The organism is Actinokineospora sp., from assembly GCF_050699995.1.
GTDB lineage: Bacteria > Actinomycetota > Actinomycetes > Mycobacteriales > Pseudonocardiaceae > Actinokineospora.
Genome location: NZ_JBOHGC010000243.1, coordinates 1 through 15,310, shown reverse-complemented (window position 1 = coordinate 15,310; position 15,310 = coordinate 1). Strand labels below are relative to the sequence as shown.

General features: G+C 70.3%; 8 protein-coding genes and 2 pseudogenes. 5 read left to right on the top strand and 5 right to left on the bottom strand.

All coding sequences use genetic code 11. From position 1 onward, the window contains the following. The 5 genes and pseudogenes from ACRDSQ_RS12895 to ACRDSQ_RS12875 form a co-directional block, all read right to left on the bottom strand. Positions 1 to 2,468, bottom strand: a 2,468-nt coding sequence (locus tag ACRDSQ_RS12895; RefSeq protein ID WP_431421211.1) for a penicillin-binding protein, incomplete at its 3' end; no start/stop codon positions are given. An 82-nt stretch (positions 2,469 to 2,550) separates the two neighbouring features. Further along, on the bottom strand, positions 2,551 to 3,531 hold the full coding sequence (locus ACRDSQ_RS12890; RefSeq protein WP_431421210.1) for a MazG family protein: 981 nt from the start codon (positions 3,529 to 3,531) through the stop codon (positions 2,551 to 2,553). A 5-nt stretch (positions 3,532 to 3,536) separates the two neighbouring features. Beyond that, positions 3,537 to 4,166 carry a hypothetical protein gene (locus ACRDSQ_RS12885; protein WP_431421208.1) on the bottom strand — a complete coding sequence of 210 codons (630 nt, stop codon included), beginning with the start codon at positions 4,164 to 4,166 and terminating at the stop codon, positions 3,537 to 3,539. Positions 4,167 to 4,248: 82 nt separating this feature from the next. After that, positions 4,249 to 7,677: pseudogene (gene mfd / locus ACRDSQ_RS12880) on the bottom strand (transcription-repair coupling factor); the annotation flags it as partial. A 273-nt stretch (positions 7,678 to 7,950) separates the two neighbouring features. Further along, a pseudogene (locus ACRDSQ_RS12875) lies at positions 7,951 to 10,077 on the bottom strand (sensor histidine kinase); the annotation flags it as partial. Positions 10,078 to 10,707: 630 nt separating this feature from the next. Between ACRDSQ_RS12875 and ACRDSQ_RS12870 the strand changes: the two are divergent. The 5 genes from ACRDSQ_RS12870 to ACRDSQ_RS12850 all read left to right on the top strand — a co-directional run bounded on the left by ACRDSQ_RS12870 (position 10,708) and on the right by ACRDSQ_RS12850 (position 15,257). Then, positions 10,708 to 11,115, top strand: a complete 408-nt coding sequence (locus ACRDSQ_RS12870; RefSeq protein ID WP_431421206.1) for a DUF485 domain-containing protein — start codon at positions 10,708 to 10,710, stop codon at positions 11,113 to 11,115. Next, positions 11,112 to 12,698 carry a solute symporter family protein gene (locus tag ACRDSQ_RS12865; protein ID WP_431421205.1) on the top strand — a complete coding sequence of 529 codons (1,587 nt, stop codon included), beginning with the start codon at positions 11,112 to 11,114 and terminating at the stop codon, positions 12,696 to 12,698. Before ACRDSQ_RS12870 ends, ACRDSQ_RS12865 begins: the two co-directional genes overlap by 4 nt. A gap of 112 nt (positions 12,699 to 12,810) precedes the next feature. Then, positions 12,811 to 13,980: a type III PLP-dependent enzyme gene (locus tag ACRDSQ_RS12860; RefSeq protein WP_431421204.1), complete on the top strand. Its 1,170-nt coding sequence runs from the start codon at positions 12,811 to 12,813 to the stop codon at positions 13,978 to 13,980. Between the two features lie 24 nt (positions 13,981 to 14,004). Continuing rightward, positions 14,005 to 14,406 carry an adenosylmethionine decarboxylase gene (gene speD, locus ACRDSQ_RS12855; RefSeq protein ID WP_431421203.1) on the top strand — a complete coding sequence of 134 codons (402 nt, stop codon included), beginning with the start codon at positions 14,005 to 14,007 and terminating at the stop codon, positions 14,404 to 14,406. Next, a complete protein-coding gene (locus ACRDSQ_RS12850; protein ID WP_431421202.1) occupies positions 14,403 to 15,257 on the top strand; it encodes a spermidine synthase in 855 nt (284 codons plus the stop codon). Before speD ends, ACRDSQ_RS12850 begins: the two co-directional genes overlap by 4 nt. Positions 15,258 to 15,310: the final 53 nt, after the last annotated feature.

Genomic DNA, 15,310 nt, shown 5'->3' with positions numbered 1-15,310 from the left:
GGGACGTTCGGGAAGGCCGGCGGCGGGGTGAAGGGCGGGAACGTCGGATCGCCGCCGCCGCGGCCGCCGTCACCGGGGCCTGGGCCCGGGCCCTTGCTGACGCGCAGCTCGATGGTCTCGTCGGGTTCGGCGTCGCCGGGGCCCGGCTTCATCTCGGCGACGGTCCCCTTCTCGTACTCGCGGGACTCGACGGGCTCGCCGACGACGCGGGCCTTGAACCCGGCCTCGCGGAGCTTCTTGACGGCCTCGTCCGGCTTCATCCCGCGGACGTCGGGCACCTTGACCTTGTCCTCGCCCGACCCCTTGCTGAAGAAACGCGACGGCGGCCGGACGAACGACGACGACGACGTCGCCGACAGCGCCCCGAGCATGCTCTGCTTCCAGATCGGCGCGGGGATCGTCGCGCCGTACACGGTGCCGTAGCAGCGGCCGTCCATGCAGAGGCTGTCCATCGGGTACTTGTAGCCGCCGCGCGGGTCGCCGACCCAGACGGCGGCGGCGAGGTCCGGGGTGTACCCGGCGAACCAGGCGGCGGAGTAGTCGTCGACGGTGCCGGTCTTCCCGGCGGCGTCGCGGCCGAGGCCCATGCCGCGGGCCGTGCCCTTGGTGAGGACGCCGCTGAGCACATGGCTGACGGCGTCCGCGACGCCCTTGTCCATCACCTGGTCGCATTCGCGCGGCGGCACCTTGAGCCGGTGTCCGGACGCGTCCCTGATCGTCCTGATCGCGATCGGCTTGCAGTACTCGCCGCGCGCGCCGAACGCCGCGTACGCCGCCGCGAGCCGCAGCGGGGACACGGGGTTGGAGCCGAGCGTGAACGACGGGACCTGCTCCAGCCGCTCCCCGTCGGACTTCCGCATCCCGAGCCGCTCGGCCATCTTGACGGTGTCGCAGAGCCCGACCTCCTTCTCCAGCGCGAGGAAGAAGGTGTTGACGGAGTGCTGGGTGCCGGTGACGATGCTGAACTGCTTGCCGCCCTCACCGTCGGCGGCGTTGCCCAGCGACACCGAGGGGTCGCCGACGCGCTGCCCCTTGCAGTTGCGGTACCCGACGGGCGTGTACTCGCGCGGCGCCATCAGCCGCGTGCCGAACGGCATGCCCTCGTCCAGCGCGGCGGCCAGCGTGAACACCTTGAACGTCGACCCGGCCTGCATGCCGATGCTGGAGCCGTGGCTGGCGTCGGCGGCGAAGTTGATCCAGGTCTTGCCACGCTCCTTGTCGGGCCCGAGCCGCCGGTCGACGACCATCGCCTTGATCTCGCCGGTGCCCGGTTCGACCATCGCCTCCGCCGCCGCCTTGTGCGCGGAGTTCCGCGGCGGGACGTGCGCGTTCACCGCGCGCTGCGCGGCCTTCTGCGCCCGCGCGTCCATGGTGGTGCGGATCGTGAGGCCGCCGCGCTTGAGCAGCTTCTCCCGTTCGGCGCCCGTCTCGCCGAACACCGGGTTGGTCAGGATCTCCCGCTGGACGTAGTCGCAGAAGAACGGCGCCTTGCTCGTCACGCAGCCGCTCTTGACGTCGTCCACGTTCAGCCTGATCGGCAGCTTCGCGGTGGACTGCGCCGTGGCGCGGTCGATCCAGCCGAGCTCGGCCATCCGGTTCAGGACGGTGTTGCGCCGCTCACGTGCCGCACCCGGATGCTGGGTCGGGTCGTAGGCGTACGGGTAGCGGATGACACCGGCCAGCAGCGTCGCCTCGGCGAGGTTCAGCTCCGACGCGTGCTTGGAGAAGTAGTGCCTGGACGCGGCCTCGATCCCGTACGCGCCGTCGCCGTAGTAGGCGATGTTGAGGTAGCGGCGCAGGATCTCGTCCTTGCTGAACCGCTTCTCCAGCGCGACCGCGTACCGCAGCTCGCGGACCTTGCGCGCCGCCGTGACCTCCTGCGCCTCCGCCCGCTCGTCGGCCGAGTCGGCCTGGGTGATCAGCAGGTTCTTGACGTACTGCTGGGTGATCCCGGAGCCGCCCTGCGTCACCTGCCCGCTGCCGAGGTTGCTCGCGAGCGCCCGCAGCGTGCCCTGCGCGTCGATGGCGCCGTGGTGGTAGAAGCGGCTGTCCTCGATGGCCAGCACCGCGATCCGGAGGACGGGTGCGATCTTGGCCATGGGGACGTCCACGCGGTTCTGGTAGAAGAACGTCGCGATGGTGTGGCCGTTGGCGTCGAGGATCGTGGAACGCTGCGGGATGCCGGACGTCGTCAGCCCCTGCGGTTCGCGCAGGAACCAGTCGGAGGCGTCGCGCGCGCCGATCCCGGCGGCGCAGGTGGTGGGGAGCAGCATCAGCGCGACGAGCCCGCCCGCGAGACCGCCGAGCGAGATCAGCCCGCGCAGCGCGCGGGCCTTCTCGGCACGGGTCGTGGACGCGGTGAAAACCCGGCGGGACCTGCGCCGCGGCGGCGTGCGGGCGCCGTCGCCCACCGGGACGCCCTGAGCTCTTACGGGCTCCTCGGAATCACCATCAGCCCCAGCCGACACGCGCTCAGAGTAGACGCGCCTCCCCGGCCGTACTACCCCATCGACGATATTCGGGTAGATACCTCGCGAATCAGTCGCGCCGTTATCCCCGCTCCTGCCGTTCCCATGATCGGACACGATCGCGGAATACCCGCGATACCGCGCGCAACTCCGACTCGGCGTCCACGCCCCGCTCCGCCGCCTCCCGGACGAGCGCGAAAAGGCGTCCGCCCACGTCATCGGCCTTTGCGGCATCCTCGGCGAGGCCGGACGGGGCGCCCATCCGCGCGGCGCGGCGCTGGAGCTGCGCGGCCAGCGACAGCGCGGGCTGCCCCATCGGCACGCCGTCGAGCGCCGACGCGTCCGCGCCGCTCTTCTCCGCCCGCTCGGCCGCCTTGATCTGCTCCCAGTTGGCGTTGACCTCGTCGGCGCCGGAGACGGTCACGTCCCCGAACACGTGCGGATGGCGGCGGACGAGCTTGTCGACGATCGCGCCCGCCACGTCGTCGATGGTGAACGCGGTGTCGTCGTCGCGCTCGGCGGCGACCACCGAGTGGAACGCCACCTGCATCAGCACGTCGCCGAGCTCCTCGCGCAGCGCGCCGTAGTCGCCCGCCTCGATCGTGTCGAGGACCTCGTACGCCTCCTCCAGCAGATACGGGACGAGCGTCGTGTGGGTCTGCTTGCGGTCCCAAGGGCATTCGCGGCGCAGCGTGTCCATGACCGAGACGAGGTCGAGCAGCCGCGCGCCGGGCAGGTCGTACGACCCGTGCAGCACCTCCACGTCCAGCGGGGTTTCGGCGGCGTCGTCCACGACGAGCTGGCCGATCTCGCGCATCAGCGGCTCGTCACCGTCCGGCGCCGCGACCCACAGGACGTCCGCCCGCCGCGCGTCGGCGACCAATCGGGCCGCGTCGGGCTCGTCCACGATCTCGGGAACGATCCCGGCATCGCGAAGCGAAGGAAGCAGCGGATGCCCGTCCCTCACCCGGACCGCCGACGCCGACCTGAGCGCGTCCCACGCACGCCACGTCAACAGGCCCGGGGCCACCCGGTGGGTGGTCGCGAGCAGTGTCAGGCCCATGCGCCTCAGATACCCGAATCGGGGCTGGACAGCCGGCTCCGGACGGGCCCGAGTTCGAGCTTGGCCGGGTCATAGGTCCCGTAGCGCGGGTTGACCTCGATGTCCAGGCCGTGCGCGGCGGCCGGGAACAGCTCCACGAAGGGCCGTCCGGCCTGCGTCACCAGGATCTGCGTGGCGACGAGCCGGGCCAGGTCACGGGTGTACGCGCGGGGAAGGCCGCTGTCCAGCGTCGTCGACACCGCCCCGCCCGGCGTGCCCGGCGGCCGTTGCAGCTTCTGGTTCGTCTCCTGGTCGAGCAGGCGCACGGCGGCGTCCACCTGCGCCTCGGTGACCTTCACGCCCGCCCGCTCGGCGACCTCGCGCCCCACCCGGAAGTTGATCATCATGGTGAGCGCGCCGCGCAGGTCGGACTCGGAGTCCCCGGCGAGCTGCCGCACCGGATTGCCCGCCCCGGCACGCAGCTCGTTGGCCGCGGGGTCCGCCCTGAACTGCTCCCGCCAGTCACGGACGGTCTGGCTGAGCTTGGTGACGGTGATGCGGTCGTCGCCGACGAGCGCGGCGGAGCCGGGCTTCTGCGACCCACCGCAGCCGGCCAGCGCACCGGCCGCCACCACGGCGGCCACCGCGACTCTCACGGATCTACCGGGCACGGATTCCTCGTCTCGTCTTCATCGGCTCGCGATGAGCCCATCGTGATCGGCTGGGGGTCGCGCCAGACTACCGGCTGCCCGAAGCCGGCGGCGCCTCCAGGAACAGCGCCTTGAGGAGGTCGGTCGCCCAGCGGAGTAGGTCCTGGTCGCGGAGGGGGCGGCCGCCTATCTGGGCCGTCTTCGGCGCTGGGACCAGGAGGGTGTCGGTCGCGGGCTTGAGGATGCTCTTCGGGTACATGCGCTGGAGTCTGACCTGCTTGGAGTCGGGCAGGTGGACGGGCGTGAACCTGATGAAGTTGCCCTGGACGGTGATGTCGCTGAGCCCGGCGCGGCGGGCCTTCGTCCGGAAGCGGGCGACTTCGAGGAGGTTCAGCACGGGGACGGGCAGGGGCCCGAAGCGGTCCTTCAGCTCGTCGTGGACGGCGGCGATCTCGTCCTCGGACGTGATCGCGGCGATGCGGCGGTAGGCGTCCAGCCGGAGCCGTTCGCCGGGGACGTACTCGTGCGGCAGGTGCGCGTCGATGGGCAGTTCGACCTTCGTCTCGACGGCCTCGGGCTCGCGGGCGCCGCCCTCCTTCAGGTCCCGGACGGCCTCGCCGACCATCCGGACGTACAGGTCGAACCCGACGCCCGCGACGTGCCCGGACTGTTCGGCGCCGAGGATGTTGCCCGCGCCGCGGATCTCCAGGTCCTTCATGGCGACGTACATTCCGGCGCCGACCTCGGTGTGCTGCGCGAGGGTCGCGAGCCGCTCGTGCGCCGTCTCGGTGAGCGGCTGCTCCGGCTGGTAGAGGAAGTAGGAGTAGGCGCGCTCCCGGCCCCGGCCGACGCGTCCGCGCAGCTGGTGGAGCTGCGACAGGCCGTACATGTCGGCGCGGTCGACGATGAGGGTGTTGGCGTTCGGCACGTCCAGGCCCGACTCGACGATCGTCGTCGCGACCAGGACGTCATAGTTCTTCTCCCAGAAGTCGACCATGACCTTTTCGAGCTCGTGCTCGTTCATCTGGCCGTGCGCGATCCCGATCCGCGCCTCCGGGACGAGCTTGGCCAGGTTCGCCGCGACCTTGTTGATCGACCGGACCCGGTTGTGGACGAAGAACACCTGGCCCTCGCGCAGCAGCTCGCGCCGGATCGCCGCCGCGATCTGCTTCTCCTCGTACGGGCCGACGAACGTCAGGACGGGGTGCCGCTCCTCCGGCGGGGTCAGGATCGTCGACATCTCCCGGATGCCGGTCAGGCCCATTTCGAGGGTCCGCGGGATCGGCGTCGCGGACATCGCGAGGACGTCCACCTGCGTCCGGAGGCGCTTCAGCTCCTCCTTGTGCTCGACGCCGAACCGCTGCTCCTCGTCGATGACGACCAGGCCGAGGTTCTTGAAGCGGGTCTGCGACGACAGGATCCGGTGCGTGCCGACGACGACGTCGACGGTGCCCTCGGCCATGCCGCGCAGCGTCTCGTCGACCTCCCTGTCCGACTGGAACCGGCTGATCGGCTTCACCACGACGGGGAACGCCGCGAACCGCTCGGTGAACGTCGACAGGTGCTGCTGCACGAGCAGCGTCGTCGGGACGAGCACCGCGGCCTGCTTGCCGTCCTGGACGGCCTTGAACGCCGCCCGCACCGCGATCTCCGTCTTGCCGTAGCCGACGTCGCCGCAGATCAGCCGGTCCATCGGGACGGGCTTCTCCATGTCGAGCTTGACCTCGTCGATCGCGGCGAGCTGGTCGGGCGTCTCCACGTACGGGAACGCGTCCTCCAGTTCCCGCTGCCACGGGGTGTCGGCGCCGAACGGGTGGCCGGGGCTCGCCATCCGCGCCGAGTACAGCCGGATCAACTCCCCGGCGATCTGCTTGACGGCCTTGCGGGCGCGGGACTTGGCCTTCTGCCAGTCGGCGCCGCCGAGCCGGTGCAGGCTCGGCGCCTCGCCGCCGACGTAGCGGGTGAGTTCTTCGAGCTGGTCGGTCGGGACGAACAGCCGGTCGCTCTTGGCATACTCCAGGATCAGGTACTCGCGGGTGGCGCCCTGCACCGTCCGGCTGACCATCTCGACGTACCGTCCGACGCCGTGCTGCTCGTGCACGACGTAGTCGCCGACCTTGAGCTGGAGCGGGTCGATGCCGCCGCGCCGCCGGGACGGCATCCGCCGCGCGTCCTTGGTGGACGACTTCTGCCCGGACAGGTCGGTCTCGGTCAGCACCGCCAGCTTGACCGACTCCCAGGTGAACCCGCTGTCCAGCAGCCCCGTCGTGACGGTGACCACCGACGGTCCCGGCGCCTGGTCGAGATCGGCGAGCCGCGCGCCGACGCCCTCCTCCCCGACGAGCTGGACGAGCCGCTCCGCCGGACCGTGCCCGGCGGTGACCATCACGACGCGCCACCCGCCGTCGATCCAGCCCTTGACGTCGCCGACGACCCGCATCGTGTCGCCCCGGTACGCCTCCGCGGGCCGCACGCCCAGACTCAGCGCGTCACCCCCATCATTCAGGGGGGACGACCCCCCTGTACCCCCCGCGCTCGCTCCGCTCGCCGTCAAGGGATTGAGCGCTGTCACGCTCCACCGGGGCAGCCCCAGCTCCGTGCTGTGCGCGCGGACCTCCTCCAGCGACCGGAACGCGGCGGCGCCGAGGTCGATCGGCGCCTCTCCCCCGGCGGCGGCGTTGACCCAGCTCGCCTCAAGGAACTCCTGGCTCGTCCGGACGAGCTCCTCCGACCGGGTGCGGATCCGCTCCGGCTCGCAGACCAGCAGCGCGGAGCCGTCCGGCAGCAGGTCGGTCAGCAGCTCCATGCTCTCGGCGAGGACGGGCGAGAACGCCTCCATGCCCTCGACGGTGTCGCCGCCCGCGATCCGGGCGAGGATCTCCTCCAGCGCCGGATGCTCCTCGGCCAGCAGCTTCGCCCGCTCGCGGACCTCGTCGGTCAGCGGCAGCTCGCGGCACGGCGGCGCCCAGAGGCCGTCCTGCGCGACTTCGAGCGAACGCTGGTCGGCGGCCTTGAAGTAGCGGATCTCCTCGACGGTGTCGCCCCAGAACTCCACCCGGAGCGGATGCTCCTCGGTCGGCGGGAACACGTCCAGGATCCCGCCGCGCACCGCGATCTCGCCGCGCTTCTCCACCAGGTCGACGCGGTGGTATCCGGCCTCGACGAGGGCGCGAACGGCGTCGTCCATGTCGGCGTCCTCGCCGGAGACCAGCCGCACCGGCTCCAGGTCGGCGAGCCCGGACACGATCGGCTGGAGCACCGCGCGGATCGGCGTCACGACGACGTCCAGCGCCCCGCCCTTGCCCCCGCCGCCCTCTTCCCGCTGGGCCACGTCCGGGTGGACGAGACGTCGCAGCACGGCGATGCGCTGCCCGACCGTGTCGGACCGCGGCGACAGCTTCTCGTGCGGCAGCGTCTCCCACGCGGGGAAATGCGCCACGCGGTCCGGGTCGAGCAGGCTCGTCAGCGCCGCCGTCAGGTCTTCGGCCTCGCGTCCCGTGGCGGTCACCGCGAGCACCACGCCGTCGCCGTCCCCGTCGCCGTCCCCGTCCCCGTTGGACCCGTTGGACCCGTTGGACCCGTTGGACCCGTTGGTGCCGTTGGCTCCGTTGACCTTGGACCCGTTCACGTGGGAGCCGTTGACCTGTGACCCGTTGGTCCGCGGCGGGTTGCCCGTGGGCGCACCGCCGTCGGGGCCGTGGTGGCCGTTGCCCGGCGCCGGGGGGATCTCGGTGACCGGCCTGCCCGGCAGTTCGACCACATTGGACGTGACCAGCTCCGCGGGCACGATGACCGTCGCCCGCAGACCCGACGGTGTCCCCGGCCGCAGCCGCACCTTGACGCCGTGGCGGGCGGCGAGCCGCCCCACCACGAACAGGCCCATCCGGCGCGACGTGGTGGCGTCCACGACGCCGTCCTCGGCGAGCCTTCCGTTGGCCTCGGCCAGTTCGTCGGGCTTCATGCCGATGCCGCGGTCGCACACCTCGATGCGGACGGTGCCGCCTTCGGTGTGGTGGCTGGAGATCACGACCTGGGTGGCGGGCGCGGAGAACGCGGCGGCGTTGTCGAGCAGCTCGGCGGTGAGCCGCACGAGGTCGCCCACGGCGTAGCCCACGACCAGCACGGTCGGCGGCGCGGTGATGACGACCCGTTGGTACTGCTCGACTTCCGAGACGGCGGCACGGAGCAGGTCTGACAGGCTCACCGGCTGCTGGGCGCGGCGGGCCTGGTGCTCACCGGCGACGCTGCCGGAGAGCACCATCAGGTTCTCGTTGTTGCGCCGCATCCGGGTGGCGAGGTGGTCGAGTTGGAACAGCGTCGCGAGCTGGTCGGCATCCTCCTCGTCGCGTTCGAGCCGCTCGAGGAGCTGCAGCTGGCGCTGCACGAGTCCCTGGCTGCGGCGGGAGAGGTTGACGAACACGCCCGCGTAGTTGGCGCGCATGCCTGCCTGCTCGGTCGCGAGCCGAAGGGCCTCCTGGTGCACGGCGTCGAACGCCCTGGCGACCTGGCCGACCTCGTCGGCGGTGGCCACGGCCACCGGGTCCACGGTGGGTACGACCGGGTCCTTGCCGTCACGGATCCGTGCCACCGCGGCGGGAAGGCCGCGTTCGGCGATGTCGAGGGCGCCGCGCCGCAGGACGCTGAGCGAGCCCAGCAGCTGCCTGCCGATGACGAACATGATCGCCGCGGCGAGCACGAGGGCGAGGATCAGCACGACCGAGGCGATGCCCGCCGCGTCGCTCGCCGAGTCCTGCAGCGCGGCGGACCCGTTCTTGATCTGCGCGCCGAGGGTGGCGCTGACGGCGCTTAGCTTGCCGGAGACCAGTTCGCTCGCGGCGTTCCAGTCCTGCGCGCTGATCGGCGGGGCCGCGCCCTGGCGGCCGCCCAGGACGAGCTGGACCAGGTTGGCGCGGGAGTTGAGGTCGGCCTCGGTCAGCGTCCGGTCGTACTCGGCCTGCTGGGCCGGGTCGGTCAGGGCGCGGAAGTCGGCGGTGCGGTCGCCGAGGCGGGCGTCGGAGGCGCGCAGGGCGTCGAACTCCTGGCTGGTGAGGCCGCCGCGGGCGAGGCCGATGCCGACCAGACCCTGTTGGTGGTAAACCTCTTCCTTCGCAGCCTCGAGGTCGTGCAGCGCGCCCGCCGTGCCGGACAGGGCCGGGTCGGCGACCTCTTCGGCGGCGGCGCGGTCGAAGGCGATCAGCGAGCGGATCACCAGGGTGTAACCGTCGAGCGCGGTGGGGCCGTCGATCTCCCTGGCGCCGACCCGGCCGCGCAGGACGTCGAGTTCGCCGAAGCGGGTGAGGACGTCGGCGTAGCGCGCGCCGGTGGTCTGGTTGGCGTAGGACAGGCCGTCGGCGGCCTTGATCAGCGCGTCGCGGGCGCTGTCGGCCTGCCGCTGCTCGATGAGCACCTCGAAGGCGATCTCACGGGAGCCGGAGGTCAGCAGGACCGCGGCCTTGGTGCGCTCGCGCTGCAGCCAGGTGACGGTCTTGTGGAGGGTGTCGTTGACGGTGACGAGCCGGTCGATCTGCTTGTAGGTGTCGGCGCGGTCGATCTGCGAACCGATCTGCAGGGCGCCGAGCACGATCGCGAACAGGGCGGGGACCAGGGTGACCGCCGCGAGCTTGACCGGGATTCTCCAGTCACGCCACTGGCGGAGCACCGACCCGCCGGGGGCGGAGCGCGAACGCCTCACCCCGGGTGGGGAGTCGGGATTGGACACGATCTCGGTCACTCGCACTCCTCCGCGACGGACTCTGGTCGCCGTGGGAATAACAGCCTCACCGCGCCGTTCTCCTTCCACCACGAATCCCGGACAGCACAGGGCACAACGGGGAACCACATGCAGGTCACCACATCCACTGGGACAACTCACCGAACGCGTCAACCGAATCGCGTCGCGACGTCCCTCCCCGGACATCGGCGACTTCGGCGAGAACTTGAGAGCACAGCGTACCTGCGATCAGGCGATCATCAACCTTTTCCGACACGACCGGACTGACCTGCATAAACAGCCGAAACAAGGCTTTTGCGGCGGTACTGCGGAGCCCTTGGCACAGCATTTAGTCACACATCGCGTGGCATTTGGAAGCTTAATCGCTCGATCGGGTTACGTTGACTCTCTACCGGCCCAGCGATCTTGTCGCGGGCGCCGCTCTTTGGTTCTACCTGCAACTATGCCGTCCAGCGCGCCCGTGTGACCTCCACTTTGGGCCGTGATCACTCCACGATCGGTGACCATCACCCTGCCGTGAGCCACAACGACCACGGCGCGTGATCACCCGGTTCACCGGGTCGTGTGAATCCCAGAACCAGGCCGTATCCAATACCCGTCGCTATCGTTCCGTGATCCGCGCTCCGAATTAAACCGGATCATTAGGCGATCGGCCGAGTCGTGGTTAGTATGACGCGGCCCGGTCCCGCATTGCGGCGACGGGCGCGCGACCATTCGGCGCGATATCGATCGCAGCCGAAGGAACCGACGCTTTCACCCGACGCGAGTCACTCGACGCTTGCCACTCGCCTGCCACAGCAGTGACGGAGGAATGCAATGACCGAGGTCATCCCGCCCCCTGTGCGCGCACGCGGTCAGCGCGCCGCGACGTTCGGCGGTATCACCACCCCGGCCGGTCAGCCCCGACCGCCCGCCGGTCCCGACTACGCCGCGATCCACGCCAGTCCGGAGTTCACCGCGCTGCGCTCCCGGTTCCGCCGGTTCGTCTTCCCGATGGCCGCGCTGTTCTTCGTCTGGTACCTCGCCTACGTCCTGCTTGCCGCCTACGCCAAGGACTTCATGAGCATCCGGCTGTTCGGCTCGGTCAACATCGCCCTCGTGCTGGGCCTGCTCCAGTTCGCCTCCACCATCGGTATCACCGCCTGGTACGTGCGGTGGGCAAGAACCCGGATCGACCCCGAGGTCGAGCGGATCCGGGTGAAGGCGGGGGTCGACGCCCGATGACGAACCTCGCCGCGAGCGAGGTCGGCGACCCGGTCCTCAACACGATCGTCTTCGCCGCCTTCGTCCTGATCACCCTCTACGTCGTCTACAAAGTCAGCACCCGCAACAGCTCCACGGCCGACTACTACGCCGCGGGCGGGCGCTTCACCGGCCCGCAGAACGGCATCGCCCTGTCCGGCGACTTCCTGTCCGCCGCGTCGTTCCTGGGGATCGCGGGAGCCATCGCCATCAACGGCTACGACGGCTTCCTCTACTCGATCGGCTTCCTGGTCGCGTGGCTGGTCAACCTGCTGCTGATCGCGGAGCTGGTCCGCAACACCGGCCGGTTCACCATGGGCGACGTGCTCGCGTTCCGGATGCGCCAGCGGCCGGTGCGCGCCGCGGCGGCGACCTCGACGCTGGTGATCTCGCTGTTCTACATGCTCGCCCAGATGGCGGGCGCGGGCGCGGTCGTCGCGCTGCTGCTCAACGTTCAGGGCAAGGGCGGGCAGGCGCTCGTCATCGCCGTAGTCGGCCTGATCATGATCTTCTACGTGCTCGTCGGCGGGATGAAGGGCACCACCTGGGTGCAGATCATCAAGGCGACGCTGCTGATCCTCACCGTGGTGCTGATGACGGTGTTCCTGTTGGGCAAGTTCGGTTTCAGCATCACCGCGCTGCTCGACCAGGCCGCCGCCAACAACTCCAACGGCACCCGGGTCATCGACCCCGGCGCCCAGTACGGCCGCACGTCGACCGCCACGCTCGACTTCATCTCCCTGGCCCTGGCGCTGGTCCTGGGCGCCGCGGGGCTGCCGCACGTGCTGATGCGGTTCTACACCGTGCCCAACGCGACCGAGGCCCGCCGCTCGGTCGTGTGGGCGGTCGGCGCGATGACGGTGTTCTACGGCGCCACCCTGATCATCGGCTACGGCGCCTCGGCGCTGGTCGGCTCCGAGCGGATCCTCTCGGCCACCGGGCGGGAGAACGCGGCGGCGCCGCTGCTGGCGTTCGAGATCGGCGGCACGGTGCTGCTCGGCATCGTCGCGGCGGTGGCGTTCGCGACCATCCTCGCCGTCGTCGCCGGGCTCACGATCACCGCGTCGGCCTCGTTCGCCCACGACGTGTTCAACAACATCTTCCGCAAGGGCAAGGCGGACCCGGTCGCCGAGGTCAAGGTCGCCCGGCTGACCGCGGTCGTGATCGGCGTGCTGGCGATCGTCGGCGGCATCCTCGCCAACGGCCAGAACGTCGCGTTCCTGGTGGCGCTGGCGTTCGCGTTCGCCGCGTCGGCGAACCTCTCGACGCTGCTGTACTCGCTGTTCTGGAAGCGGTTCAACACCAACGGGACCCTGTGGGCGATGTACGGCGGGCTGGGCTCGTGCCTGCTGCTGGTGTTCCTCTCCCCCGTGGTGTCCGGGGCGCCGACGTCGATCATCTCCGGCGTCGACTTCCACCTGTTCCCGCTCACCAACCCGGGCATCGTCTCGATCCCCGTGTCGTTCCTCTGCGGCTTCTTCGGCACCGTGCTGAGCAAGGAGCAAGCCGACTCGCCCAAGCAGAAGGAGATGGAAGTCCGGTCGCTGACCGGCATCGGGCGGTGAACGCCCGGTCACCGCGCGTTCGAAGCGGCTCCGCCGCGCCCGGATGGTACGGCCACCATGCCGGGCGCGACGACGGCCACGTCATCGATTCGCTGGTAGCCCGGGTATTACAGTGCACGCCGTGCTTGACGCTCCCCTGTCGGCGCCGGACGTCCCCACCCGGCTTCGCGCGTATCTCGATGATCACGCGCCGACGACGCCGTGCCTGCTGATCGACCTGGACGTGGTCCGCGCCAACTACCGGGCGCTGCGGGCCGCGCTGCCCGAGGCGGCGGTCTTCTACGCGGTGAAGGCGAATCCGGCCCCTGAGGTGGTCCGGGCGCTGGTCGCCGAGGGGTCGAGCTTCGACGTGGCGAGCACCGGCGAGATCGACCTGTGTCTGGCCCAGGGCGCGGCGCCGGAGTCGCTGTCCTACGGCAACCCGATCAAGAAGGCCGCCGACATCGCCTACGCCTACGGCCTGGGTGTGCGGCGCTTCACCTTCGACTCCGAGGGCGACCTGGAGAACCTGGCCGTGCTGGCCCCAGGTGCCCGGGTGTCGTGCCGGTTCATCGTCGACGCCCCGCAGTCGGGTACTCCGTTCGGCCGAAAGTTCGGCTGTGACACGGATATGGCGATCCGGCTGCTGGCCCGCGCCGCCGATCTGGGGCTGTCGGCCGACGGCGCCTGCTTCCACGTCGGCTCGCAGCACACCGACCCGGCGGCCTGGGTCTCGGGCATCGCCGAGGCCGCCCGGATCGCCCGCGCGCTCGACGAGTGCGGGGTGCCGACGCGCGCGCTCAACATCGGCGGCGGCTTCCCCACCGGCTACGCCACTCCCGCTCCCCCGCTCGAAGTGCACGCCGCCGCGATCCGCGCGGCCGTCGCCGAGCACTTCGACACCGCCCCGGAACTGCTCATCGAACCGGGCCGCGCGGTCGTCGCGACGGCCGGTGTGATCAGAAGCGAAGTGGTGTTGGTCTCACGAAAGTCCGACACGGACACCCACCGGTGGGTGTACCTCGACATCGGCCGCTACTCGGGACTGGCGGAAACCGAGAACGAATACATCGCATATCGGCTGCTCACACCGCATCCGGCGACACCGGACGGGCCGGTGATCATCGCCGGGCCGACCTGCGACGGCGATGACGTCATCTATCAGCACACCAGTTACAGTCTCCCGCTGGCATTACGGGCGGGCGACCACGTCGACATCCTCGACGCGGGTGCCTATACGGCGAGCTACTCGTCGGTGTCATTCAACGGATTTCCGCCTCTGCCGACATTGTTCGTCGGCTGATCACCCCCGCAGGAGGTTAGACAGATGTCGTACGACCCTGCGCCCGAACTGGGCGTCGGCTATTTCGCAGGCCGACACGTGCTCGCCGAGTTCGATGGCGTCGATCCGTTGGTGCTCGACGATCTGAGCTTCCTGCGGCAGGCACTCGAGGATTCGCTGAGCAAGGCGGGCGCGACGATCTGCGACGTCGTGTCCAAGCAGTTCGAGCCCCATGGCGTGACCGTCCTGGCGCTGCTCTCGGAGTCCCACGCGTCGATCCACACCTACCCGGAGATCGGGTCGATGTTCCTCGACATCTTCACCTGCGGCGAGACCGCCGACCCCGAACTCGCCGTGGCCCTGCTGCGCGACCGCCTGGGCGCGCTCGAGGCCCGGATCAACACCATCCACCGGGGAAACCCGATTCCCGCGGAGCCCGCCCGATGAACACCATCATTGAACCCCTCGCCGAAGGCATGACCCGCGTCTGGGAGATGCCCGAGGTCCTGGTCGAGACCGACACCGACTTCCAGCACCTGGTGATCGGCAGGACCCACCAGGGCGTCAGCCTGTTCTGCGACAACGACCGGCAGAGCACCGAGTTCAGCCAGCTGACCTACCACGAGGCGCTGCTGGTGCCCGCGCTGCTGCTGGCCCGCAAGCTCGAGCGCGTGCTCGTCGTCGGGTCCAGCGAGGGCGTCGTCAGCCAGATCTCGGTGGCGGCGGGCGCGTCGGTCGTCGACCACGTCGACATCGACCGCCAGGCCGTCGAGCTGTGCGCCGAGCACCTGCCCTACGGCTACACCACTGAGGAGCTCTCGGCGGCGGTCAAGGGCGAGGGCCCGGTCCGGGTGCACTACGCCGACGGCTGGGAGTTCCTGGCCCAGGCCGAGGCCGACGGCGCCAAGTACGACATCGTGCTGGTCGACCTGCCCGACGAGCGGCCGGAGTTCGCCCAGCACAACCGCCTCTACGAGGAGGAGTTCCTCACCTGCTGCCGGGCCGTGCTGGCCGACGGCGGTGTCGTGGTGTGCCAGGCGGGCTGCCCGACGATGTGGCGCAACGAGACCCTCATCCGGTCGATGAAGCGCTTCGGCGACATCTTCGGCACCACGGTGTACTACGGCTCCGACGAGCACGAGTGGGCGTTCCTGTTCGGCATTGCCGATGAGGACGCGAACACCACCGCGCGGATGATCGAGCGGCTGGCGACCCTGCCGTACCGCCCGGAGACGATCGACGCGGACGCCCTGCGCGGCTGCACGATCCCGCCCTACCTGGTCCGCAAGGCCCGCTGACCCACCCGCGAGTCCCCACTTCCCGACAATGAGTTCTCAGTTGAAGTGAGAAC

Excerpts from the sequence above, each read along its gene's own strand:
- ACRDSQ_RS12890 (WP_431421210.1), bottom strand. The coding sequence starts at position 3,531 with ATGGGCCTGACACTGCTCGCGACCACCCACCGGGTGGCCCCGGGCCTG.
- ACRDSQ_RS12870 (WP_431421206.1), top strand. The coding sequence starts at position 10,708 with ATGACCGAGGTCATCCCGCCCCCTGTGCGCGCACGCGGTCAGCGCGCC.
- ACRDSQ_RS12865 (WP_431421205.1), top strand. The coding sequence starts at position 11,112 with ATGACGAACCTCGCCGCGAGCGAGGTCGGCGACCCGGTCCTCAACACG.
- speD (WP_431421203.1), top strand. The coding sequence starts at position 14,005 with ATGTCGTACGACCCTGCGCCCGAACTGGGCGTCGGCTATTTCGCAGGC.
- ACRDSQ_RS12850 (WP_431421202.1), top strand. The coding sequence starts at position 14,403 with ATGAACACCATCATTGAACCCCTCGCCGAAGGCATGACCCGCGTCTGG.